Origin of the sequence: Streptomyces sp. NPDC101165, from assembly GCF_044768135.1 — a bacterium.
Taxonomy (GTDB): domain Bacteria; phylum Actinomycetota; class Actinomycetes; order Streptomycetales; family Streptomycetaceae; genus Streptomyces.
Genome location: NZ_JBIWPG010000021.1, coordinates 99,478 through 124,236, shown reverse-complemented (window position 1 = coordinate 124,236; position 24,759 = coordinate 99,478). Strand labels below are relative to the sequence as shown.

Below are 24,759 nucleotides of genomic sequence, written 5' to 3'. Positions count from 1 at the left end.
CCCCCCCCGAGTCGGCCGTGGGGACGACCCCCGCTCTCCCCCCCGGCGGGGGTCGTCGCATGTCCGGGTGGGTTTTCTTCTCTCTTCAACGGTCGCGAGGCCGGTAGCAGGCGGCGCGGGCCGCCCCTTCGTCGCGCCCGCGCTCTGTTACTCACGGTAATCGCAGCGCTGCTCTGTGGAAGTTGTACAGGGGCCAGTACAGGGGTCACCGGTATGGGTGACAGCGATATTCACAACCGCTGAGTTGTCCACGGTTTTTGACCAAGATCCACACGATTTCCCGCTTCGTTGCACCGTGATTCCTGCGCGCTCCGACCGCGGCGAGTTCATGGCCGGTTCTGATTGCCCGAGCGCGTATGGCCGGTTCCTATCGGCCGTTCATATGGAGGCCGGTTGCCGGTTCTTCACATCTTTGGGAATCGCGAGGCCGCAGAGGCTGCGCGGAAGACACAGCGAAGGGGGACCACACGTGACCGGAACCGTCACCCACGACCCGCCGCCCGCCACCGGAGGCCGGCCGGGACGGCCGCTCATCGTCACCGAGGACGCCGAACTGCTCGACGATCTGCTGCGCCTGTGCGCGGCCGCGGGCGCCACACCGGAGGTCCACCCCGGCGTGCCGGACCACGGCGGTGGCTGGGAAGCGGCCCCGCTCGTCCTGGTCGGCGACGACGCCGTCGGCCGGGTCCGCGGGACCGCGCGCCGGCCCGGTGTGGTGCTGGTCGGCCGAGACCAGGACGACTCCGGTGTGTGGAAAAGGGCCGTCCAGATCGGCGCCGACCACGTCCTGATGCTGCCCGACGGCGAGCAGTGGCTGGTCGACCGGATCGCCGACGTCGCCGAGGGCGTCGGCCGCCCGGCCCTCACCGTCGGGGTCATCGGCGGCCGGGGCGGGGCCGGCGCCTCCACGCTCGCCTGCGCGCTCGCCGTCACCTCCGCGCGCGAGGGACTGCGCACACTCCTCGTGGACGCCGATCCGCTGGGTGGCGGACTCGACGTACTCCTCGGCGGTGAGAGCGCCGAGGGACTGCGCTGGCCCGCCTTCGCCGCCTCCCGCGGCCGGGTCGGCGGCGGCGCCCTGGAGGAGTCGCTGCCCGAGCTGCACTCCCTGCGGGTGCTCAGCTGGGACCGCGGCGACTGCGTCGCGATCCCGCCCCCGGCCGTGCGCGCGGTGCTCGCCGCCGCCCGGCGGCGCGGCGGCACGGTCGTGGTCGACCTCCCGCGCCGCCTGGACGACGGGGTCGCAGAAGCCCTCGCCCAACTCGACCTGGCACTTCTGGTCGTCCCTGCCGAACTGCGCGCGGTCGCGGCCGCGGGCCGGGTGGCCTCGGCGGTCGGCATGGTCGTCCGGGACCTGCGGTTGGCGGTCCGCGGGCCGTACGCGCCCGGCCTGGACGATCGCGAGGTGGCCCGGCTGCTCGGCCTGCCCCTGGCCGGCGAAGTGCCCGTCGAACCGGCGCTGCTGCGTCCCCAGGGCGCAGCGAAACCGCCCGGCGCGACCGGACGCGGCCCCCTGGCCCGCTTCTGCGCCACCTTCTGGGAGCAGGCGCTGGTCGAGGCGGGAGGCGCACGATGACGCCTCCCGGACTGGACCGGGCCGACGGCGCGGCCCTGCTCGACGGAGTCCGCCGCCGGCTGGCCGAGAGCGGCGCCGAACCCACCCCCGCGCGCGTGGCCCAGGCACTGCGCGAACAGGGCCGGGTGCTGGGCGATACCGAAGTCCTCGGCGCGGCGGAGCAGTTACGGTCCGAGCTCGTCGGTACCGGCCCGCTGGAGCCGCTGCTCGCCGACCCGAGCGTCACCGACGTCCTGGTGTCCGCCCCGGACCGGGTGTGGGTGGACCGCGGCGGCGGCCTGGAGCGGGCCCCGGTGACCTTCCCCGACGCGGCGGCCGTACGACGCCTCGCGCAGCGGCTGGCCGCCGTGGCCGGACGCCGGCTGGACGACGCGCGGCCCTGGGCGGACGCCCGGCTGCCCGACGGGACCCGGCTCCACGCGGTGCTGCCGCCGGTGGCCGTCGGCTGCACGTGCCTGTCCCTGCGGGTGGTACGCCCCCGGGCGTTCACCCTCGAGGAACTGGTCGAGGCGGGCACCGTGCCGCCCGGCGGGGACCGGATCCTGCGGGCACTGCTGGCGGCCCGGCTGTCCTTCCTCGTCAGCGGCGGCACCGGCAGTGGCAAGACGACCCTGCTGAGCGCCCTGCTCGGTCTCGTCGGGCCCGGTGAGCGGATCGTGCTCGCCGAGGACTCGGCCGAGCTGAGACCGGAACACCCGCACGTCGTACGGCTGGAGACCCGGCCGGCGAACCAGGAGGGCGCGGGCCTGGTCACCCTGGAGGACCTCGTCCGGCAGGCGCTGCGGATGCGGCCCGACCGGCTGGTCGTGGGCGAGGTGCGCGGCCCCGAGGTGGTCCACCTGCTGGCGGCGCTCAACACCGGTCACGAGGGCGGCTGCGGCACCGTGCACGCCAACACGGCCACCGACGTACCGGCCCGCCTGGAGGCGCTCGGGACGGCGGCCGGGCTCGACCGGGCCGCGCTGCACAGCCAGTTGGCGGCCGCGCTGGCTGTGGTGCTCCACCTCGTACGGGACCGGTCCGGGCGGCGCCGGATCGCCGAGGTGCACGTGCTGGAGCGGGATGCCTCGGGGCTGGTGCGAACGGTGCCGGCGTTGCGGTGGGGCACGCGGGCCTTCGCCCGGGAGCGCGGCTGGGAGCGGCTGCGGGAGCTGCTGCGCGGTGAGTTCGGGAGCGAGAGGAGTGACGGAAGTGAGCAGTGAGACGGCCATGAGCGCGGCGGTGGCCTGCGTCGGGGCGGCGGCCTGGCTGCTGGGCGGGCGGCACTACGGGGTGCGGCGGGCGCGGCTGCTGCTGGCCGGCGGCGGAGTGGTGGCGACCGGGCCGCCCACCTGGGAGCAGGCCGTGGCCGAACTGCGGCGGCTGCACGCGAGGTTGGGTGCCGAGTGGTGGTCGCTCGCGGCCGGGCTGCTGCTCGCTGTGCTGGGTTCCTCGGTGATTCCGGCCGTCGCGGGGGCGGCCGGGGTTCCGGTGCTGCGCCGGATGCGGCTGGCCCGAGCTGCCGGGCGGGCCCGGGACGGGCGCGCGGATGCGGTGATCGGCCTGTGCGGGGCGCTCGCCGGGGAAGTCCGCGCGGGACGGCAACCCGCTGAGGCACTGCTGCGGGCCGCGCGGGACTCCGGCGGGCTGGGGGACGCGCAGGCGGCCGTGGTCGCGGCGGCGCGGTTCGGCGGGGACGTGCCGGGTGCGCTGGCCGTCGCGGCCCGCCGGCCGGGCGCCGAAGGGCTGCTGGGGCTCGCCGCCTGCTGGCGGGTGGCCGTGGACCAGGGCGCAGGACTCGCCGCCGGCCTCGACCGGCTGGACGCGGCCCTGCGCGACGAACGGGACCAGCGGGCCGACCTGCGCGCCCAGTTGGCGGGCGCCCGGGCGACGGCACTGCTGCTCGCCGTGCTGCCCGCCCTCGGGCTGCTGCTCGGCTCGGCCATGGGCGCCGACCCGCTGCGGGTGCTGCTGCACAGCGGGGCCGGGCTGGGCTGCCTGGTGGCCGGGGCGGTGTTCGAAGGCGCCGGGATCTGGTGGGCGGCGCGGATCGTGCGGGGAGCTGAGGCGGTGTGAGCGGGGAAGTCGTCCACAGGCTGGGGACGGTCACGGCCGTCGTGGCGGCCCTCGGCTGGGCGGTCCGGTGGTTGGACCTGACCCGGCGCAGGCGCCGGTCGCGGCGCCGGCTGGTCGAACTGCTGGCCCTGGAGACGGCCGAGTCCGCACCGTCCCTCGAGGTCGGCGCGGCGGTACGGCGGTGGCTGCCCCTGGCCGGAGCGGTGTGCGGTGCGTGGGTGCTGGTCGGCGGGGTCGTCGGTGCGGTCGTGGGGCTCGGCGTCGCCGCGGGACTGTGGCGATGGCGGCGCCGGCAGCCGCAGGAGGGCCCGGCGGAGGAGATCGACACGGGTCTGGCCGCCCGCCAACTCCCGCTCGCCGCGGATCTGCTGGCGGCCTGCATCGCGGCCGGCGCCGGTCCGGTGATCGCGGCGCAGGCGGTGGGGGAGGCCCTCGGCGGACCGGTCGGGGACGCGCTGGCGCGGGGTGCGGCGGAGGTGCGGCTCGGTGGCGAACCGGCCGACGTCTGGCGGCGGTTGGCCGCGCTGCCCGGCGCCGGTGCCCTGGCCCGGCTGCTGGAGCGGGCCGACGAGTCGGGGCTGCCCGCGGCGGCGCCCGTCGCCCGCCTCGCCTCGGACGCACGCGGGGAGTGGGCCCGCGCCGCCACGGCCCGGGCGCGCCGGGCGGCCGTCATGGTCTCCGCGCCGGTGGGGCTGTGCTTCCTGCCCGCGTTCATCGCGATCGGCGTGCTGCCCGTGGTGATCGGGCTGGCGGGCGGAGTGGTGGGAGGAGGTGGGCGCTGACGGGCGGTGCAGGTTGCAGGTGAGTCGGACATCGGACAACAGAGCTGGAACGAGGGGAGTTCGAGATGCGGAACCTCAAGGTGCGGGACAGGGCCGTGAGGCTGTGGATGCGTCTGCGGGAGCGGTGCCGCGGGGACGCCGGAATGGTGACCTCCGAGTACGCGATGGGGATCGTCGCGGCGGTCGGGTTCGCCTTGCTGCTCTACGAGGTCGTCACCAGCGGCCAGGTCAAGGCGGAGTTGCAGGCCATCGTGAAGCGAGCCCTCAGTGCGCGGATGTGAGCGAGGGGCGGACCGGGGGTTCGTGACCGCGGAGTCGGCCATGGTGCTGTCCGTGCTGGTGGCGTTCACCATGGCGCTGGTCTGGGCGTTGCTCGCGGTGGCGGCGCAGATCCAGTGCGTGGACGCCGCTCGCACGGGCGCCCGGGCCGCTGCCCGGCAGGATCCGCCCGGCGCGGTGGTGGAGGTGACCCAGGAGGCGGCCCCGCGTGGGGCACGGGTGAAGGTCGGCCGGGAGGGCGACCAGATCCACGTGACGGTGGTGGCCAAGCCGCCGCTGCTGACCGGCCTGCCTTTCGAGGTGCGGGAGGAGGCCGTGGCGGCGGCGGAGGACGCGGTCGGAGCGGGCCCGGGTACGGCTGCGGGGACCGGGGAGGTGGGGCCGTGAGCCGGCCCGGACTCGGGGCCTGGTCCGGACTCGGCGACCGGGGAGGCCGGGTCGTGAAGGGCCACCCCGGCCGCGGGGACCCAGGAGGTGGATCCGTGACGCGCCGGCCCCGCGATGGCCGTGTGGACCTTGGCGGTGGGGCCGTGGATCGCCGTCCCGGTCGTGAGGACCTCGGAGGCAGGGGGTTGAAACGCCGTCGGCGGGGCCTCCAGGGCTCGGATCGGGGGTCCGCCACCATCTGGAGCCTTGGGGCGATTGCCGTGCTCTGTGTGGTCTTCGGTGCCGTGCTCGCCCTCGGGCAGGCCGTTGTCGTACGGCATCGGGCGGCCGGGGGTGCGGATCTGGCGGCGCTCGCGGCGGCGGACCACTGGGCCGAGGGCGGTGCGGAGGCCTGTGCCCGGGCGGAGCGGGTGGCGGCCGCGCAGGGGGCCCGGTTGGTGCGGTGCGCGATCGTGGGCGAGACCTCGGACGTGACGGCGGCGTCGGGACGGGGGCCGTTCGCGGCGGAGGTCAGGGCCCGAGCGGGGCCGGCGGGGCCGGTGCCGCCGGGACCCATGCCGTCCGCCGCGCCGACCCCCGTGCCGGGTGAGGCAGCTGCCCTGGACGCCGTACCCCTCAGCCCTCGTCCGGCTTCTCCTCCGGCGCTCCCCGCAACAGCACCGTGAGGAGCCGTACGGCCCCCCTCTTGTGCAGTGGATCGTTGCCGTTGCCGCACTTGGGGGACTGGATGCAGGACGGGCAGCCGGAGTCGCACTCGCAGGAGGCGATGGCCTCCCGGGTGGCGGCGAGCCACTCGCGGGCCGTGTGGAAGGCCCGCTCGGCGAAGCCCGCTCCGCCGGGGTGGCCGTCGTAGACGAAGACCGTGGGCAGGAGCGTGTCGGGGTGGAGCGGCACCGACACGCCGCCGATGTCCCAGCGGTCGCAGGTCGCGAAGAGGGGCAGCAGGCCGATCGAGGCGTGCTCGGCGGCGTGCAGGGAGCCGCCGAGGATCTCCGGGTCGATCCGGGCCTCGTCCAGCTGGTCCTCGGTGACCGTCCACCACACCGCGCGCGTGCGCAGCGTACGAGGAGGGAGGTCGAGTTTCGTCTCGCCCAGCACTTCGCCCGTGATGAGTCGTCTGCGGAGGAAGGAGACCACCTGGTTGGTGACTTCGACGGAGCCGTAGCACAGGCGGCCGGAGCCCCAGGGCACCTCGATGTCCGTCTCCAGGACGGAGATGGACGTGGTGTCGCGGGCGACCGTCGAGTACGGCGGGTCGGCCTGCTCGACCAGGGCGACCGAGGCCTCCAGGTCGAGGGAGCGGACGAGGTAGGTGCGGCCCTGGTGGAGGTGCACGGCGCCCTCGTGGACCGTGGAGTGGGAGGCGCCCGCGTCCACCGTGCCGAGCAGGCGTCCCGTGCCCTCCTCGACGACCTGCACGGGCCGCCCGCCCGCGCCGCGGATGTCGGTCAGGTCGGCGGCCCGTTCCCGGCGCGTCCAGTGCCAGGCCTTCGTCCGGCGGCGCAGCAGCTTCGCGGCCTCCAGCTGCGGCAGCAGCTCTTCGCTCGCGGGGCCGAAGAGGTCCAGGTCCTCCTCGGTCAGCGGGATCTCCGCGGCGGCGGCGCACAGGTGCGGGGCCAGGACGTAGGGGTTGTCGGGGTCGAGGACCGTGGATTCGACCGGTTGGTCGAACAGGGCCTCGGGATGGTGGACGAGGAAGGTGTCCAGCGGGTCGTCGCGGGCCACCAGTACCGCCAGGGCGCCCTGCCCGGAGCGGCCCGCACGGCCCGCCTGCTGCCACAGGGAGGCGCGCGTGCCCGGGTACCCGGCGATCACCACCGCGTCCAGGCCCGAGACGTCCACACCCAGCTCCAGGGCCGTCGTGGCGGCGAGGCCGAGGAGTTCCCCGGAGTGCAGGGCGCGTTCCAGGGCGCGGCGCTCCTCGGGGAGGTAACCGCCGCGGTAGGCCGCGACACGCCGGACCAGGGAGCGGTCCACCTCGGCGAGCCGCTCCTGGGCGATCACCGAGATCAGCTCGGCGCCGCGCCGGGAGCGCACGAAGGCGACCGAGCGCACGCCCTGCACGGTGAGGTCGGTCAGCAGGTCGGCGGTCTCGGCGGTGGCGGTACGCCGGACGGGTGCACCCTTCTCGCCGTGCAGTTCGGTGAGCGGGGGCTCCCAGAGGGCGAAGACGAGTTCCCCGCGCGGGGAGGCGTCGTCGGCGACCTCGACCACCGGCAGGCCGGTCAGCCGGCGGGCGGCGACGGCGGGCTCGGCGGCGGTCGCGGAGGCCAGCAGGAAGACGGGCGAGGCGCCGTAGCGGGCGCACAGGCGGCGTAGCCGGCGCAGCACCTGGGCGACGTGCGAGCCGAACACGCCCCGGTAGGTGTGGCACTCGTCGATGACGACGTACTTGAGCGACTTCAGGAAGGAGGACCAGCGGGGGTGGGACGGCAATATGCCCCGGTGCAGCATGTCGGGGTTGGTCAGGACGTAGTTGGCGTACTGGCGGACCCACTCGCGTTCCTCGAACGGCGTGTCGCCGTCGTACACGGCCGGGCGTACCGCGGTGCCCAGCGGTTGTGAAAGTTCCTTCACCGACCGGCACTGGTCCGCCGCGAGCGCCTTGGTGGGCGCGAGGTAGAGGGCGGTGGCGCCACGGCCGTTGGGGGCCGCGGAGCCGTCCAGGAGGGCGGACAGGACGGGCACCAGGTAGGCGAGGGACTTGCCGGAGGCGGTGCCGGTGGCGACGACCACCGAATCGCCGTCCAGAGCGTGCTCGGCGGCCAGCGCCTGGTGGGTCCAGGGGTGCTCGATGCCGCACGCCTGCACGGCCGCGATCACTTCCGAGCGAATTCGATCAGGCCAGACGGCATGCCGACCCGCGCGCGGGGGCAAGTGCTCCGTATGAGTGATGCGCGCGGAGCGGCTCGGCCCGGAGGCGAGCCGGTCCAGGACGGTGCCCGGAGACGGGCGGGACGCCCGGTCCGCCAGGGGTCGATCGGGTCGGTGATTCTTGGCCATCGGCACCGAGTGTGTCACTGGCGTAGCGGACAATGGAGCCAAGGCGTCGTGCACGCCTGCCAGTAAGTGATTGAATGCCATCGCGGCTGGCGATGCGTCCCGGGGGCCGCAAGCCGAGGTGTCCCTAGGGGCGACCGCTCGATGCAAGGTGCTGGAGGATCCGTGGACCTGTCCCTGTCGACCCGTACCGTCGGCGATCGTACGGTCGTCGAGGTCGGTGGCGAAATCGATGTATACACCGCGCCCAAGCTGCGCGAGCAGTTGGTCGAGCTGGTGAACGACGGGAATTTCCACCTCGTCGTCGACATGGAGGGCGTGGACTTCCTCGACTCCACCGGGCTCGGCGTGCTGGTTGGCGGCCTGAAGCGGGTGCGTGCCCACGAGGGCTCGCTGCGCCTGGTCTGCAACCAGGAGCGCATTCTGAAGATCTTCCGCATCACCGGCCTCACCAAGGTGTTCCCGATCCACACCTCGGTCGAGGAAGCGGTGGCGGCCACCGACTGAGACCGGGCCGATCGCCGGGTCCGGACCGACCATCGGTCCGGACGCCGGTCGGTCCCGCCCCGGGCCGGTGTGTCCGGGGCCAGAAGTTCATCAGGGGGTGTGGGCTCTCGGCGCCCCGCCCCCGGATCGCACGCCCGTAGTCGCGAGGGGGATGCATGGCCACCGTCGAACTCCGCTTCAGCGCGCTGCCCGAGCACGTCCGTACCGCCCGACTCGTGGCGGCTGCGGTGGCGCGCAGGGCCGGAGTGGACGAGGCCGTCCTGGACGAGGTCCGGCTCGCCGTCGGTGAGGCCTGCTCGCGTGCTGTCGGACTGCACCAGAGCAACGCCATCACGGCACCCGTGAAGGTCGCGCTGATCGAGGATGAGAAACAGTTCTCCATCGAGGTCGGCGACGAGGCCCCGCATGCCGCCCCCGCCGAGAGGGTGGCCGGCGGTGCCGCCGCCGACGCGGACGTGGAGGCGGAGGAGGACGAGATGGGCCTCGCCGTCATCAGCGGCCTCGTGGACGACGTGGAGGTCACCACGGGCGAGAACGGTGGGCTGATCCGCATGAGCTGGCCCACTGCCCCGCCGGCCGCGGCACTCGCCTGAACCACCCCCGCGCACAGCGCATCGAAGGGCCCTGCTGAGCAGGGCCCTTCGTGTTGCCTCCGGCACCGTTTCCGGTGACCCTGGAATTCGTGAAGGAATTCACGATCGATAGCCTGATAATTCGATCAAGCATCAATCTGGTCGTCAATGCCTTTGAGGCATTACCGCTTTCGGGTTCCCTGACGTGACCTCGATCATTTGCTGAAGAGCACAAGAAGGCCAATTCCGTTTACCGCGCCCTGTTTAGATCACGATCGGGTACCTACAATCCGTCCACATCTTGAGCTCAGCCCAAGCGCCAAGGAGGACGAATGGCGGGGCTTTCTACCCCTCATCAGTTGGGCCAACCCACAACCTTCGCAGCAGCGGTCCTGACCGACGACAACCGGATCATGGTGGCGGTGATCGCGGCCGTCGCCCTGGCCGCGCTCGTGGTCGCGGGTGTCCTGGTGCGTCAGGTCCTGGCAGCGGGCGAGGGCACCGACAGCATGAAAGAGATCGCCGAGGCGGTCCAGGAGGGTGCCAAGGCGTATCTCGCCCGGCAGCTGCGCACGCTCGGCGTATTCGCCGTCGTCGTCTTCTTCCTGCTCATGCTGCTGCCCGCGGACGACTGGAATCAGCGCGCCGGCCGGTCGGTGTTCTTCCTGATCGGCGCGGCGTTCTCGGCGGCCACCGGCTATATCGGCATGTGGCTGGCCGTGCGCAGCAATGTTCGGGTCGCCGCGGCGGCCCGGGAAGCGACCCCGGCCCCGGGTGAACCGCAAAAGGATCTCACCACCGTTTCACACACCGCGATGAAGATCGCATTTCGCACGGGCGGCGTCGTAGGCATGTTCACGGTGGGCCTCGGCCTGCTGGGCGCCTCCTGTGTGGTGCTGGTGTACGCGGCCGACGCGCCGAAGGTGCTCGAGGGCTTCGGCCTCGGTGCCGCCCTGATCGCCATGTTCATGCGTGTGGGCGGCGGCATCTTCACCAAGGCCGCCGACGTCGGCGCCGACCTGGTCGGCAAGGTCGAGCAGGGCATTCCGGAGGACGATCCGCGCAATGCCGCGACCATCGCCGACAACGTGGGCGACAACGTCGGCGACTGCGCCGGCATGGCGGCCGACCTGTTCGAGTCGTACGCCGTCACCCTGGTGGCCGCACTGATCCTCGGCAAGGTCGCCTTCGGCGACTCCGGGCTCGCCTTCCCGCTGCTCGTGCCAGCCATCGGCGTGGTCACCGCCATGATCGGCATCTTCGCGGTCGCCCCGCGGCGATCCGACCGCAGCGGCATGACGGCGATCAACCGCGGCTTCTTCATCTCCGCGGTGATCTCCCTCGTCCTGGTCGCGGTCGCGGTCTTCGTCTACCTGCCCGCGAAGTACTCCGACCTCGACGGCGTCACCGACGCGGCGATCCGGGGCAAGGACGGCGACCCGCGGATCCTCGCGCTGGTCGCGGTCGCCATCGGCATCCTGCTCGCCGCCGTGATCCAGCAGCTGACCGGCTACTTCACCGAGACCAACCGGCGCCCGGTCCGGGACATCGGCAAGACCTCCCTCACGGGCCCGGCCACCGTTGTCCTCTCCGGCATCTCGCTGGGTCTGGAATCGGCCGTCTACACCGCCCTGCTCATCGGGCTCGGCGTGTACGGCGCGTTCCTGCTCGGCGGTACGTCGATCATGCTGGCGCTGTTCGCGGTCGCCCTGGCCGGCACCGGTCTGCTCACCACGGTGGGCGTGATCGTCGCCATGGACACCTTCGGGCCGGTCTCCGACAACGCGCAGGGCATCGCCGAGATGTCCGGCGACGTCGAGGGCGCGGGCGCCCAGGTGCTCACCAACCTGGACGCGGTCGGCAACACCACCAAGGCCATCACCAAGGGCATCGCCATCGCCACCGCCGTCCTCGCGGCCGCGGCGCTCTTCGGGTCGTACCGGGACGCGATCACGACCAACGTGCAGGACGTCGGGGCGAAGCTCACCGGGCCGGGTGCGCCGATGAGCCTGTCGCTGGACATCTCGCAGCCCAACAACCTGGTCGGCCTCATCGCAGGTGCCGCGGTCGTCTTCCTCTTCTCCGGACTGGCCATCAACGCCGTGTCGCGCTCGGCCGGTTCGGTGGTCTTCGAGGTGCGGCGGCAGTTCCGTGAGAAGCCCGGGATCATGGACTTCACGGAGAAGCCCGAGTACGGCAAGGTCGTCGACATCTGCACCAAGGACGCCCTGCGGGAGCTGGCCACGCCCGGTCTGCTCGCCGTCATGGCGCCGATCTTCATCGGGTTCACTCTCGGCGTCGGCGCGCTCGGTTCGTACCTCGCGGGCGCGATCGGCGCGGGCACGCTGATGGCGGTGTTCCTCGCCAACTCCGGTGGCGCCTGGGACAACGCCAAGAAGCTGGTGGAGGACGGTCATCACGGTGGCAAGGGCAGTGAAGCCCATGCGGCCACGGTGATCGGCGACACGGTCGGCGACCCCTTCAAGGACACCGCGGGGCCGGCGATCAACCCGCTGCTGAAGGTCATGAACCTGGTCTCCCTGCTCATCGCGCCCGCGGTGATCAAGTTCTCCTACGGCAGCGACAAGAGCATCGGTGTACGCATCGCGATCGCGATCCTGGCGCTCGTGGTGATCGTCGTGTCGGTGTACGTCTCCAAGCGGCGCGGCATCGCCGTCGGCGACGACGACGGTGCCGAACGGGTCTCCAACTCGGCCGATCCGGCGGTGGTTTCGTAGGCGGTCCGGACCGGGCCTGAACAACGGGCGGGCGGGTGGCGCGTGCTGACGCGCCGCCCGCCCGCTTCGTGTGTGGGCTCGCCCACGTCGTGAGCCTTCTCTCCCATGCGCAAAGAGTCACAAAAGCTGACTAATGGGGCGTTCGGCATGTGGAGGACACCGGTTCGCGTGTAGATTCCGGGTGCCGAGAGCCATGGAAGGGACCGATCCGGTGAACAAGAAGCTCGCGGCCGCACTGTCCGGCGGTGCGGTACTGGTAGTGGCGTTGTCGGGCTGTAGCAGCAGCAACAAGGACAGCGGACCCGATCCCAAGCTGGTGGCCTGGGCCAAGACGGTGTGCGACGCGGTGCCCGCGCAGGACGCGAAGATCAGGGCGGCGAACGCGTCGATAGCCAAGATCGCCACGGACAGCAACCTGCCGCCGAAGACGGCCAAGGCGACGTACTCGCAGGCCTTCCAGGACATGGCCGACGGTTACAAGGCGCTCGCCGCGGCCATCAGCGGCGCCGGAGCGCCCCCCGGCGTCGACGGCGGCGCCAAGCGGCAGCAGGACGCCGCCAAGAATCTGAGCGGTCTCTCCTCCTCGTACGCCGACCTGAAGAAGCAGGTCGACGACCTCGACACCAAGGACCAGGGCAAGTTCGCCCAGGGGCTGCACGAGGTCGCCGATCAGACGAAGCAGATCGGCAAGCAGAGCAACAGCGGCACGGAGGCGCTGAAGCGGCTGGAGCAGGGCGACGTCCAGGCGGCCATCGCCAAGCAGCCCAGCTGCCAGGTCGCCGCGTCGGCGTCGGCGTCTGCGTCGGCCTCGGCTACGACCGGCTGACATCGGCCCACGGCCCGCGCTGAGGCAGCCTCCGGCCGCCCCCGCGGGCCACAATGGGGGGCGTGACTGACTCCGGCCTCGCCCCCCTGCCCGCCACCGACCGGCCCGAGGCCGCCGCGCGCCTGCGCGACGCCCTGCTCGCCGCCTCCTTCACCGCCGACGGGCTGCTCGATCTGCTCGGCGCCCCCGCCTATGCGGCGCTGGCCCGCAGCGAGACCGTGCCCGCCCTGCGGGCCACCCGCGGCGACGCGCCGCTGGAGACGCTCGTACGGCTCTTCCTGCTCCAGCAACCGGCGCCCCACGCGCGCGTGGCGGCCGTTCTGCCGGTCGAGGAGGCTCTGGAGGGCGGGTGGCTCACGCGCGTGGGCGGCGACGAGGTGGCCGCGACCGTGGACGTACGGCCCTACGGCGGTCCCGGCGGCGAGGACTGGTTCATCGTGTCCGACCTGGGCTGTGCGGTCGGCGGCGCGGGCGGCATCGGCCGGCGCGACGAGGCCGTCGTCCTCGGTGTCGGCGGCGCCTCCACAACCCTCGCCGGCATCACCGTCCGTACGCCCGTCGCCTCCGCGCTCGACCTCGGAACCGGCTCGGGCATCCAGGCGCTGCACGCCTCCCAGCACGCCACGCGCGTGACGGCCACCGACCTCAATCCGCGCGCGCTGCACATCACCGCGCTCACACTCGCGCTCTCCGGCGCGCCCGCCGCCGACCTGCGCGAGGGCTCGCTGTTCGAGCCGGTCCGGAACGACGAGACGTTCGATCTGATCGTGTCCAACCCGCCGTTCGTGATCTCGCCGGGTGCCCGACTGACGTACCGCGACGGCGGGATGGGCGGGGACGATCTGTGCCGCTCGCTCGTTCAGCAGGCGGGGGAACGGCTGAACGAGGGCGGGTTCGCGCAGTTCCTCGCCAACTGGCAGCACGTCGCGGGGGAGGACTGGCAGGACAGACTCAGGTCATGGGTGCCGCGCGGGTGCGATGCCTGGATCGTGCAGCGCGAGGTGCAGGACATCACGCAGTATGCCGAGCTGTGGCTCAGGGACGCCGGCGACCACCGCGGTGACCCCGCGGAGTACCAGGCACGGTACGACGCCTGGCTCGACGAGTTCGAGGCGCGCAAGGTCAAGGCGATCGGCTTCGGCTGGATCACCCTGCGCAGGACCGGGGCCGCCGAGCCCTCGGTCACCGTGGAGGAATGGCCGCACCCGGTCGAACAGCCGCTCGGGGAGGCGATCCGGGCGCACTTCGACCGCCTCGACTTCCTCCGGGAGTACGACGACGCGGCCCTGCTCGAAGGTCACTTCAGGCTGGCCGCCGAAGTGGTCCAGGAGCAGGTCGGGCTGCCCGGCGCCGAGGACCCGGAGCACGTGGTGCTGCGCCAGCACCGCGGGATGCGCCGTGCCACGAAGGTGGACACGGTCGGCGCGGGCTTCGCGGGCGTGTGCGACGGCACGCTGAGCGCCGGCCGCATCCTGGACGCCATCGCCCAGCTCGTCGGCGAGGACCCGGTGCTGCTGCGCGACCGCACGCCCGCGCAGATCCGGCTGCTGGTGGAGCAGGGCTTCCTGGAGCCGGTGGTGTGAGGCGGGGTACGGCGGCCGGGCCGGGTGCCGTAGCCCGGCTACCCGAGCCGTCGTACCCGCGTCCGGATCGAGGTCGTATGCCGGTGGCACGGGCGGGGACGCGCCGGTGCCGGTAAAACGGCCGGAAAATTACGGGTGCCGGACCGGGCCGATCTCGTTCGACTATGTGTTCGAGGTCACGTCGACCTTCCGTTCACCCCGATGTCGCCCGCCCGTCTCCCGCGCGTGCCACCCTCCCCGCGCTGGGTAGGGGCGGGCGGCACGAAAGGGGCGGGCGGGGCATGGAGAGCGGGCCGGCGATCTTCGCGGGAGTGGTGTTCGCCCTGTTCGGGGGCGCTCTGTTGGTGTGGACCGGGGCTCGGGTGCGGCGTGGTGAACCAGTCGCCCAGGGTGTGAGCCAGGTCGCATCGGCCACCCTTGCCGGCACCGCCGGAGTCTTCGCGCTGGGCCTCGCCGTGTACTGCCTCACCCGCCTCTGACGTCGGCGGCAGTACTGCCGTACGAGTAATGGGAGCATCACGCTCCGGACAGGGGGCGAGACGTCACCGGACACTCCGGGCGGCAGGAATGCCGGTAGTCGGGTTACCGTTCGAGTGGCCGTTGTGGGCTTTTCCCGTTTGACACGGGGGCGGGATGTACCGTCACACTCCGCAGCGTCACACGAGCCAGAAGCACGCCGCGACCCCGGGACCAAGGCCTGGGGAGGCCACAGCGTCGACCGGAGAGAAGAGCGAAGTTGTCCCCGACCAGCGAGACCGCACAGGGCGGCCGCCGACTCGTCATCGTCGAGTCGCCTGCCAAGGCGAAGACGATCAAGGGCTACCTCGGCCCCGGCTACGTAGTCGAAGCGAGCGTCGGGCACATCCGTGACCTCCCCAACGGCGCCGCGGAGGTGCCCGAGAAGTACACCGGCGAGGTCCGCCGCCTCGGGGTGGACGTCGAGCACGACTTCGAGCCGATCTATGTCGTCAACGCTGACAAGAAGGCGCAGGTCAAGAAGCTCAAGGACCTGCTGAAGGACTCCGACGAGCTCTTCCTCGCCACCGATGAGGACCGCGAGGGCGAGGCCATCGCGTGGCACCTCATGGAGGTCCTGAAGCCCAAGGTCCCGGTCAAGCGCATGGTGTTCCACGAGATCACCAAGGACGCGATCCGCGAGGCCGTCGCCAACCCGCGTGATCTCAACCAGCGCATGGTCGACGCCCAGGAGACCCGCCGGATCCTCGACCGCCTCTACGGCTACGAGGTCTCGCCGGTCCTGTGGAAGAAGGTCATGCCGCGCCTGTCGGCCGGCCGTGTCCAGTCGGTCGCGACCCGGCTCGTGGTGGAGCGGGAGCGCGAGCGCATCGCGTTCCGTTCGGCTGAGTACTGGGACCTGACGGGCACCTTCGCGACCGGCCGCGCGGGGGACCCGTCGGACCCGTCGTCGCTGGTCGCCCGCCTGCAGACCGTCGACGGCAGGCGCGTCGCGCAGGGCCGCGACTTCGACTCCCTGGGACAGCTCAAGAGCGCGAACACCCTCCACCTCGACGAGGCGAACGCCCGCGCCCTTGCCGCCGCCCTGGAGAACACCCGCTTCTCCGTGCGCTCGGTCGAGTCCAAGCCGTATCGCCGCTCGCCGTACGCCCCGTTCCGTACGACGACGCTGCAGCAGGAGGCGAGCCGCAAGCTCGGCTTCGGCGCGAAGGCCACGATGCAGGTCGCGCAGAAGCTGTACGAGAACGGCTACATCACGTACATGCGTACGGACTCCACGACGCTGAGCGACACCGCGATCACGGCCGCCCGCGCCCAGGTCACGCAGCTGTACGGCGCCGACTACCTGCCCCCGCAGCCGCGCACCTACGCCGCCAAGGTCAAGAACGCCCAAGAGGCGCACGAGGCGATCCGCCCCTCGGGTGATCGTTTCCGCACCCCGGCGGAGACCGGCCTGACCGGAGACCAGTTCAAGCTCTACGAGCTGATCTGGAAGCGGACCGTCGCCTCCCAGATGAAGGACGCGACCGGGAACAGCGTCACCGTGAAGATCGGCGGCACCGCCACCGACGGCCGGGACGTCGAGTTCAGCGCCTCCGGCAAGACGATCACCTTCCACGGCTTCCTGAAGGCCTACGTCGAGGGCGCCGACGACCCGAACGCCGAGCTGGACGACCGCGAGCGCCGTCTGCCGCAGGTCGCCGAGGGCGACGGGCTGTCCGCCGAGGAGATCACGGTCGACGGCCACGCCACCAAGGCCCCGGCCCGCTACACCGAGGCCTCCCTGGTCAAGGAGCTGGAAGAGCGCGAGATCGGCCGCCCGTCGACGTACGCGTCGATCATCGGCACGATCCTGGACCGCGGCTACGTGTTCAAGAAGGGCACGGCCCTGGTGCCGTCCTTCCTGTCCTTCGCCGTGGTCAACCTCCTGGAGAAGCACTTCGGGCGGCTCGTCGACTACGACTTCACCGCCAAGATGGAGGACGACCTCGACCGCATCGCCCGCGGCGAGGCCCAGGCCGTGCCGTGGCTGAAGCGCTTCTACTTCGGCGAGACCGCGTCCGACAGCGGCTTCGCCGCGGGGGGCGTCGGCGGCGCCGCCGACGCGGGCAACGGCGACGGGGACCACCTCGGCGGCCTCAAGGAACTGGTGACCGACCTGGGCGCGATCGACGCGCGCGAGGTCTCCTCGTTCCCTGTGGGCAACGACATCGTGCTGCGCGTCGGCCGCTACGGCCCGTACATCGAGCGCGGCGAGAAGGACACCGAGCAGCACCAGCGCGCCGACATCCCGGACGACCTGGCGCCGGACGAGCTGACCGTCGAGCTGGCCGAGGAAGTGCTGGCCAAGCCGAGCGGCGACTTCGAGCTGGGCGCCCACCCGGAGACCGGGAACATGATCGTCGCCAAGGACGGCCGCTACGGCCCGTACGTGACGGAGATCCTCCCCGAAGGCACCCCGAAGACGGGCAAGAACGCGGTCAAGCCGCGCACCGCCTCGCTCTTCAAGTCCATGGCGCTGGACACGGTGACCCTCGAGGACGCCCTGAACCTGATGTCGCTGCCGCGAGTCGTCGGCACCGACGCCGACGGCGTGGAGATCACCGCGCAGAACGGCCGCTACGGCCCGTACCTGAAGAAGGGCACGGACTCGCGCTCGCTGCAGTCCGAGGACCAGATCTTCGCGATCACGCTGGAGGAGGCGCAGACGATCTACGCCCAGCCGAAGCAGCGGGGCCGCGCCGCCGCCAAGCCGCCGCTGAAGGAGCTGGGCGAGGACCCGGTCTCCGGCAAGCCGGTCGTGGTCAAGGACGGCCGCTTCGGTCCGTACGTCACCGACGGCGAGACCAACGCGACCCTGCGCTCCGACGACAGTGTGGAAACGATCACTCCGGAGCGTGGCTTCGAACTGCTCGCCGAGAAGCGGGCGAAGGGGCCCGCCAAGAAGACGGCGAAGAAGGCCACGGCCAAGAAGGCCGCTCCGGCGAAGAAGACCGCCACCGCCGCCAAGAAGACGGCGGCGAAGAAGACGACCGCGGCCGCGAAGAAGACCACGGCGAAGAAGACCACGGCCAAGAAGGCGACGGCTTCGAAGACGACCGCCTCCGGCGCGGAGGACTGACGCCCCGTCGGAACGGCGCCCGGTGCGCCGTTCCGGCTTCGCGAAACGAACGCCCCGGCATCACTTTGGTGTCGGGGCGCGCGTACGCCCGGACGGCCTGGGTGTGCTGTCGGTGGCTGCCGATAGGCTGAACGCATGACGCGAGCCGAGCAGCCAACGGCCCCCACCACCGAACCGGACGATGCACTCGTAGCGGACTCCCGCGAGCGCGCCGTCCGCTCCCTGCTGCGCCGACCGGAGCTTCGGCGCCTGTGGAGCGCGCAGCTCGTGAGTGGTGTCGGCGACACCCTCGCGTTGCTCGTGCTCGTCCTTCTCGTCCTCCAGGCGGCCATCGTCGAAGGCTCCTTCGGCGGCGGCTACCGAGGCGTGGCCTTCGCAGTGGCGATCGTCTTCGCGGCCCGCATCCTCGCCGCGCTGCTCTTCGGCGCGGTGCTGCTCGGCCCGCTGACCACGCTCACCTCCCAGGACGGCCCGCTCGACCGCCGCTGGACGATGGCCGGCGCAGACGGCGTGCGGGCCGCGCTGCTGATCGTCGCGCCCCTGTGGATCGACTGGACCCCGGACAACGCACTCGCGGTCCTGCTGGTCACCGCCTTCGTCACCGGCGTCGCCGAGCGGCTGTGGACGGTGTGCCGGGAGAGCGCGGCGCCCGCCCTGCTGCCCGCCCCGCCCCCGGAGGGGGCGACGGTACGGCCGCTGCCGGACCACCTGGACGCCCTGCGCCGCCTCGCGCTGCGCACCGGCTTCCTGGCGGTCCCGCTGGCCGCCGCAGCCCTGGTCGTCGCCGCCCTGCTGAACAACCTGCTCGGCACCGTGGTGACCTGGTTCGACCAGCACCAGGCGGCCCTCGGGTCGTACGTGGCGGCGGGACTGTTCGCCGCGTCCCTGTCCGTGATCACCTTCCTGGAGCTGCCGGACACGCGCACCCCGCGCCCGCGCTCCCCGCTGGAGGGCCTGCGCCGTCCGCGCACCGGCACGGGCGTCGACAAGGGCCGTACGGGCGCCATCCCGCTGCTCGTCCCGGCCTGCGCCGCCGTGGCCGGAGCCATCGCCGCCGCGGTCGCGGTGTGCGTGCTGCACGCCAAGGACCTGGGCGGCGGCCCGGTCCTGTACGGCCTGCTGGTGCTGGGCCTGACCGGCGGTGTCGCCGTCGGCATCCGGACGGCGCCCTCGGTGCTGCCCTCGCTCTCGCGCCGCCGGCTCCTGGCCCTCGCGATCGCCTTCACCGGCATCGCCCTGCTGGCCGCCGGGCTCGTCCCGGACGTCACCACCGTGCTGCTGATCGTCACGCTGGCCGGCGTCTCCGCGGGCGTGGCCGCGAACACCGGGCACGCCCTGCTCGACCAGGAGACCGAGGAGTACCGCAGGGCCCGCACCACCGAGCACCTGCACGCGGTCGTACGGGTCTTCATAGCGCTCGGCGCCCTGATCGCCCCCCTGGTCGCGGCGCTGATCGGCCCGCACCGGCTGGAGAACGGCAGGTTCGTCTTCGCGCACGGCGGTGCCGCCTTCACGCTGATGCTGGTCGGCGCGCTGCTGCTGCCGGTGGCCGCGCTGGTGCTCGCCAAGGTCGACGACCGCTCCGGCGTCCCGCTGCGCCAGGACCTGAAGGACGCGCTGCTCGGCGGCGACGACCCCGTCCAGGCCCCGGCGGCGAACGGCTTCTTCATCGCCCTGGAGGGCGGCGACGGCGCCGGCAAGTCCACCCAGGCCGAGGCCCTCGCGGAGTGGATCCGCGCCAAGGGCCACGAGGTCGTCCTCACCCGCGAGCCGGGCGCCACCCCTGTGGGCAAGCGGCTGCGCTCGATCCTGCTGGACGTGTCCTCGGCGGGCCTGTCGCACCGCGCGGAAGCGCTGCTCTACGCGGCCGACCGGGCCGAGCACGTCGACACCGTCGTGCGGCCCGCCCTGGAGCGCGGCGCCGTCGTCATCTCGGACCGGTACATCGACTCGTCCGTGGCCTACCAGGGCGCGGGCCGCGACCTGTCCCCGACCGAGATCGCCCGTATCAACCGCTGGGCGACCGACGGGCTCGTCCCGCACCTCACCGTCCTGCTGGACGTCGCACCGGAGGCCGCCCGCGAGCGGTTCACCGAGGCGCCCGACCGGCTGGAGTCGGAGCCCGCCGAGTTCCACGCGCGCGTGCGGGCCGGTTTCCTCACGCTCGCCGCCTCCGACCCGGGCCGCTACCTGGTCGTGGACGCCGCGCAGGAGCCCGAGGCCGTCACCACCGTGATCCGGCACCGGCTCGACACCGTGCTGCCGCTCTCCGAGGCCGAGATCAAGGCCCAGGAGGAGGCGCGGAAGAAGGCCGAGGAGGAGGCGCGCCGCAAGGCCGAGGAAGAGGCCGCGCGCAAGGCCGAGGAGGAGCGCCTGGAGCGCGAGCGCGAGGAGCAGCTCGCCAAGCTGCGCGCCGAGGAGGAGGAGCGCAAGCGACGCGAGCTGGAGGAGGCGCAGCGCCGCGAGGCCGAACGGCAGGCGGAGGAGGCCCGGCAGCGGGCCGAGGACGCGCGGCGCCGGGCGGAGGAGGAGCGACAGCGTCTCCTCGCCGAGGAGAAGGCCCGCGCCGAGGAGGAGGCTCGCCGCAGGGCCGAGGAGGAGCGGCGCCGCAAGCAGGCCGAGGAGGAAGCCCGGCTGCGCGCCGAGGAAGAGGCCCGGCAGGCCCGGCTGCGCGCCGAGGAGGAAGCCCGCCGCCTGGAGAAGCAGCGCAAGGCCGAGGAGGCCCTGCTGCGCGCGGAGGAGGCCCGCCGTCAGGCGGCCGAGGCCGCGACTGCGGCCGACGTGGCGGCCCTCAGGCCCAGCACCCCGCAGTCGGCGGTGCCGGGCATGACCCCGGACGCGGCGACCGTGCCGACGCCGGTCGTCTCGCCGGGCGCGGACGAGACGACGGTGCTGCGGCCGGTGCGCGAGGAGCGGGGTGGAGAAGCCCGGAAGCGCGGGGCCGGCCCCGACTCCGAGGTGACGGCCGAGCTGCCGCAGCCGCCGGCTGCGTCGTCGGCCGCCGACGAGACCGCGGTGCTGCCGCCGGTGACTCCGGGTGCGGCGGACGAGACGGCCGTACTGCCGCCCGTGTCCGTGGGCGAGAAGGCCGTACCGCCGCCCGCGTCCACCGAAGAGACGGCCGTGCTGCCGCCGGTGACCCCCGGCGCCGCGGACGAGACCGCCGTACTGCCGCCCGTGCGGGGTGAGGCTCCGGCGGACCGGATGCCGCCCGGCTTCTTCCGGGACGAGCGGCCGGGCGCGGGGCCCGACGGCTCCGAGGGCCGTACGCGCGAGATGCCCCAGGTCGACGCCGACGGCACGCCGCGCCGCCGGCCGCGTTCGGACTGGGCCGAGGAGACCCCGCTGGACGACCTGCCGTCCCTGGCGGACGAGCTGCTGGGGTCGTACGACGACCAGGACCACGGGGAGCCGGGCGAGGACCAGGGCCGCCGGGGCCGGGGTCGCGGTCGCCGCGGCTGAGCCAGGACATCGGGCGGCGCCCGTCGGAGCGTTCAGGCGCACCGACGGGCGCCGTCGTCGTTGTCAGTGCCCACCCGCACAATGGATGGCGGAACGCAGAGTGTGACGGAAGGGCGGCGTGACCCATGACCGTGTGGGACGACCTCGTCGGGCAGGAGAAGGTGAGCGCGGTGCTCGACGCCGCCGCCCGGGACGCCGACGCCCTGGTCACGGCCGCGGCAGCGGGCCAGCCGCCGCCGGAGGCGTCGAAGATGACCCACGCCTGGCTGTTCACGGGCCCGCCCGGAGCGGGCCGCAACCAGACGGCGCGGGCCTTCGCGGCCGCCCTGCAGTGCGTGAGCCCCGACCGAGCCCTCGGCGGATCACCCGGCTGCGGCTTCTGCGACGGCTGCCACACCGCGCTGCTCGGCACCCACGCGGACGTCTCCACGGTCGCCGCCGTGGGCTCCGAGATCCTGGTGAGGGACATGCGGGACACGGTCCGCAAGTCGTTCACCTCCCCCGCGAACGGCCGCTGGCAGATCATCCTGGTCGAGGACGCCGAGCGGCTGAACGAGAAGTCGGCCAACGCCGTCCTCAAGGCCGTCGAGGAGCCCGCCCCGCGGACGGTCTGGCTGCTGTGCGCCCCCTCGATCGAGGACGTCCTGCCCACGATCCGCTCCCGCTGCCGCCACCTGACCCTGCGGACGCCCTCGGTCCACGCGGTCGCCGACATGCTCGTCCGCCGTGACGGCATCGAACCCGAGGTCGCCTCGGCCGCCGCCCGCGCCACCCAGGGCCATGTCGACCGGGCCCGCCGGCTGGCCACCGACCCGGCGGCTCGTGAGCGCCGCGCCGCCGTGCTCAGGCTCCCGCTGCGCCTGGACGAGGTGGGTGCCTGTCTCAAGGCGGCCCAGGAGCTGGTCGACGCGGCCGCCGAGGACGCCAAGCAGCTCGCCGAGGAGATGGACGGCAAGGAGACCGAGGAGCTGAAGGCGGCGCTCGGCGCGGCCCAGGGCGGCCGGCTGCCGCGCGGTACGGCGGGCGTGATGAAGGACCTCGAGGACATGCAGAAGCGCCGCAGAACCCGCACCCAGCGCGACAGCCTGGATGTGGCTCTCGGCGACCTCACCGGCTTCTACCGCGACGTCCTCGCCCTCCAGCTCGGCTCACGGGTCGCCATCGCCAACGGCGACACCGAGGACGCCCTGGAGCGGCTGGCCCGCGGCAGCAGCCCGGAGGCCACGCTGCGCCGCATCGAGGCGATCGCCGCCTGCCGCGAGGCCCTGGACCGCAACGTGGCTCCGCTGCTGGCGGTGGAGGCGATGACGATGGCACTGCGGGCGGGGTGAGCCGGGCGTACGGTGGTTGACGGACTGCGTCCCCCGTACGAGGCCACCGTCCGAACGCACCGCACCCACCCTGTAGCTCAGCGTTACGCTCGTCCGATGCACACCTGGCCTTCCCCTCGCCGGAAGCACACCACCCGGAGCGGAACCCGGACCCGAAACCGGACCCGCCGGGCGACCGCGCGCGTCTCGGGCAGCCTCCTCGCGGCCGCCGCGCTGCTCGTGTCCGCCTGTTCCGCCGGCAGCTCGACCGCGTCGTCCGGACGTGCGGCGGAGGCGGCGTTGGCCGCGCTGCCGCGGTCCACCCCGTCGGCGCTGTCGTCGTACTACACCCAGCACCTGAACTGGCGCAGCTGCGGTGCCTCCGGCTTCCAGTGCGCCACGATGGTGGCGCCGCTGGACTACGCCAAGCCCGGCTCGGGTGACATCCGGCTCGCCGTCGCCCGCAAGAAGGCCACCGGCAAGGAGCGGCCGCTCGGCTCGCTGCTGGTCAACCCGGGCGGCCCGGGCGGCTCCGCGATCGACTACCTCCAGCAGTACGCTGGCATCGGCTACCCCGCCGAGATCCGCGCCCGCTACGACATGGTCGCGATGGACCCACGCGGCGTCGCCCGCAGCGAGCCCGTCGAATGCCTCGACGGACGCCGGATGGACGCCTACACGCAGACGGACAGCACGCCCGACGACCAGCGGGAGAAGAACGCGCTGGTCAGCGAGTACAGGTCGTTCGCCGACAGCTGCGGGGCGCACTCGGCGAAGCTGCTGCGGCACGTGTCCACCGTCGAGGCGGCGCGGGACATGGACATCCTGCGGGCGGTGCTCGGCGACCCGAAGCTGAACTATGTGGGGGCGTCGTACGGCACCTTCCTCGGGGCGACGTACGCGGGGCTGTTCCCGGGCCGGGTGGGCCGTCTGGTGCTGGACGGGGCGATGGACCCCTCCCTGGACGCCCGGAAGCTCAACCTCGACCAGACGGCGGGCTTCGAGACGGCGTTCCAGGCGTTCGCCAAGGACTGCGTGCGTCGGCCCGACTGCCCGCTCGGCGGCAAGGGCACGACACCCGCCCAGGTCGGCGACCATCTTCAGGCCTTCTTCCGCAAGCTGGACGCCCACCCCATCCCGGCGGGCGACGCGAACCACCGCAAGCTCGGCGAGTCGCTGGCCACCACCGGGGTGATCGCGGCGATGTACGACGAGGGGACCTGGCAGCAACTGCGTGACGCGCTGACCTCGGCGATGCAGAAGAACGACGGAGCCGGCCTGCTCGCTCTCTCCGACAGCTACTACGAACGCGACGCGAACGGCCACTACAGCAACCTGATGATGGCCAACGCCGCCGTGAACTGCCTCGACCTGCCGCCCGCCTTCACCGCCCCCGAGCAGGTGGCGAAGGCCGTCCCGCAGTTCGAGAAGGCGTCCCCGGTCTTCGGCGAGAGCCTGGCCTGGGCCTCGCTGAACTGCGCGTACTGGCCGGTGAAGGCCACGGGCGAGCCGCACCGCATCGAGGCGAAGGGCGCGGCCCCCATCGTCGTGGTCGGCACCACTCGCGACCCGGCCACCCCCTACCCCTGGGCCAGGTCCCTCGCCCGCCGGCTCTCCTCGGGCCGCCTGCTGACCTACGTCGGCGACGGCCACACCGCCTACGGCCGCGGCAGCTCCTGCATCGACTCGGCGATCGACACCTACCTCCTCCACGGCACCCCGCCGCCCGCCGGAAAGCGCTGCTCATAGCACCTCTGGCACGCCCCGGACCCCCGCGCTCCGGGGCGTGTGCGAAGCACCCCCGGAAACTGTGTAGACTTACCGACGTTGCTGATCGCACCATAAGTGCGGACAGCGTGCCGCTTTAGCTCAGATGGCCAGAGCAACGCACTCGTAATGCGTAGGTCTCGGGTTCGAATCCCGAAAGCGGCTCCGTCGGAACCCCAGGTCAGACGCTTCTGGCCTGGGGTTTTCTGTTGCCCGGTGCGCGTTCTCGAACGTGCTGTGCGAGCCGGTGGCCACGGCGTCGTCGTGGCCTGTGAGGGCGGCGGATTCGGGAGTGTGTTCGGCGCGCTGCTGGCTAG

The 24,759-nt window shown here is 72.8% G+C and carries 18 protein-coding genes and 1 tRNA gene; 18 read left to right on the top strand and 1 reads right to left on the bottom strand.

All coding sequences use genetic code 11. The features are described from left to right. The first annotated feature begins 469 nt into the window (after positions 1-469). The 7 genes from ssd (at position 470) to ACIRVH_RS36080 (ending at position 5,744) form a co-directional block, all read left to right on the top strand. The gene (gene ssd, locus ACIRVH_RS36110) at positions 470-1,576 is read left to right on the top strand and encodes a septum site-determining protein Ssd (RefSeq protein WP_403962540.1); all 1,107 of its coding nucleotides are present in this window, start codon (positions 470-472) and stop codon (positions 1,574-1,576) included. Then, positions 1,573-2,778: a TadA family conjugal transfer-associated ATPase gene (locus ACIRVH_RS36105; RefSeq protein ID WP_403962537.1), complete on the top strand. Its 1,206-nt coding sequence runs from the start codon at positions 1,573-1,575 to the stop codon at positions 2,776-2,778. The genes ssd and ACIRVH_RS36105 overlap by 4 nt, the downstream gene beginning before the upstream one ends. Positions 2,779-2,785: 7 nt before the next feature. Beyond that, a complete protein-coding gene (locus ACIRVH_RS36100) occupies positions 2,786-3,631 on the top strand; it encodes a type II secretion system F family protein (protein ID WP_403962696.1) in 846 nt (281 codons plus the stop codon). Next, positions 3,628-4,413: a type II secretion system F family protein gene (locus tag ACIRVH_RS36095; RefSeq protein ID WP_403962534.1), complete on the top strand. Its 786-nt coding sequence runs from the start codon at positions 3,628-3,630 to the stop codon at positions 4,411-4,413. The genes ACIRVH_RS36100 and ACIRVH_RS36095 overlap by 4 nt, the downstream gene beginning before the upstream one ends. A gap of 65 nt (positions 4,414-4,478) precedes the next feature. Further along, positions 4,479-4,694, top strand: coding sequence for a DUF4244 domain-containing protein (locus ACIRVH_RS36090; RefSeq protein ID WP_403962531.1), 216 nt, complete (start codon positions 4,479-4,481; stop codon positions 4,692-4,694). Between the two features lie 22 nt (positions 4,695-4,716). Beyond that, positions 4,717-5,079, top strand: coding sequence for a TadE family type IV pilus minor pilin (locus tag ACIRVH_RS36085; RefSeq protein ID WP_403962529.1), 363 nt, complete (start codon positions 4,717-4,719; stop codon positions 5,077-5,079). Positions 5,080-5,348: 269 nt separating this feature from the next. Next, positions 5,349-5,744: an Rv3654c family TadE-like protein gene (locus ACIRVH_RS36080; RefSeq protein ID WP_403962526.1), complete on the top strand. Its 396-nt coding sequence runs from the start codon at positions 5,349-5,351 to the stop codon at positions 5,742-5,744. On the opposite strand, the gene ACIRVH_RS36075 is transcribed toward ACIRVH_RS36080, so the two are convergent. Further along, positions 5,695-8,163 (bottom strand): DEAD/DEAH box helicase, encoded by a 2,469-nt coding sequence (locus tag ACIRVH_RS36075; RefSeq protein WP_403962523.1) that lies wholly within the window; start codon positions 8,161-8,163, stop codon positions 5,695-5,697. The two genes, ACIRVH_RS36080 and ACIRVH_RS36075, sit on opposite strands and share 50 nt — an antisense overlap. Before the next feature lie 81 nt (positions 8,164-8,244). Here ACIRVH_RS36075 and bldG point away from each other — a divergent pair, with 81 nt between their 5' ends. The 11 genes from bldG (at position 8,245) to ACIRVH_RS36020 (ending at position 24,607) form a co-directional block, all read left to right on the top strand. Then, positions 8,245-8,586, top strand: coding sequence for an anti-sigma factor antagonist BldG (gene bldG, locus ACIRVH_RS36070; protein WP_010986038.1), 342 nt, complete (start codon positions 8,245-8,247; stop codon positions 8,584-8,586). A 155-nt stretch (positions 8,587-8,741) separates the two neighbouring features. Continuing rightward, positions 8,742-9,179 carry an ATP-binding protein gene (locus tag ACIRVH_RS36065; protein WP_403962519.1) on the top strand — a complete coding sequence of 146 codons (438 nt, stop codon included), beginning with the start codon at positions 8,742-8,744 and terminating at the stop codon, positions 9,177-9,179. Between the two features lie 311 nt (positions 9,180-9,490). After that, entirely contained in the window at positions 9,491-11,896 is a 2,406-nt protein-coding gene (locus tag ACIRVH_RS36060; protein WP_403962516.1) for a sodium-translocating pyrophosphatase, read from the top strand. A gap of 193 nt (positions 11,897-12,089) precedes the next feature. Further along, complete coding sequence (locus tag ACIRVH_RS36055; protein WP_403962513.1) at positions 12,090-12,722, top strand: small secreted protein; 633 nt, start codon at positions 12,090-12,092, stop codon at positions 12,720-12,722. 53 nt (positions 12,723-12,775) lie between these two features. After that, the gene (locus ACIRVH_RS36050) at positions 12,776-14,305 is read left to right on the top strand and encodes a methyltransferase (protein WP_403962510.1); all 1,530 of its coding nucleotides are present in this window, start codon (positions 12,776-12,778) and stop codon (positions 14,303-14,305) included. A 281-nt stretch (positions 14,306-14,586) separates the two neighbouring features. Beyond that, positions 14,587-14,784: a hypothetical protein gene (locus ACIRVH_RS36045; protein ID WP_403962507.1), complete on the top strand. Its 198-nt coding sequence runs from the start codon at positions 14,587-14,589 to the stop codon at positions 14,782-14,784. A gap of 257 nt (positions 14,785-15,041) precedes the next feature. After that, on the top strand, positions 15,042-17,903 hold the full coding sequence (topA, locus tag ACIRVH_RS36040) for a type I DNA topoisomerase (protein WP_403962505.1): 2,862 nt from the start codon (positions 15,042-15,044) through the stop codon (positions 17,901-17,903). 135 nt (positions 17,904-18,038) lie between these two features. After that, positions 18,039-21,365, top strand: coding sequence for a dTMP kinase (gene tmk, locus ACIRVH_RS36035; protein WP_403962503.1), 3,327 nt, complete (start codon positions 18,039-18,041; stop codon positions 21,363-21,365). Positions 21,366-21,490: 125 nt separating this feature from the next. Further along, a complete protein-coding gene (locus tag ACIRVH_RS36030) occupies positions 21,491-22,696 on the top strand; it encodes a DNA polymerase III subunit delta' (RefSeq protein ID WP_403962500.1) in 1,206 nt (401 codons plus the stop codon). Between the two features lie 96 nt (positions 22,697-22,792). Further along, complete coding sequence (locus ACIRVH_RS36025; RefSeq protein ID WP_403962497.1) at positions 22,793-24,424, top strand: alpha/beta hydrolase; 1,632 nt, start codon at positions 22,793-22,795, stop codon at positions 24,422-24,424. Between the two features lie 109 nt (positions 24,425-24,533). Further along, positions 24,534-24,607, top strand: a tRNA-Thr gene (locus tag ACIRVH_RS36020). The last annotated feature ends 152 nt before the right edge of the window (positions 24,608-24,759 follow it).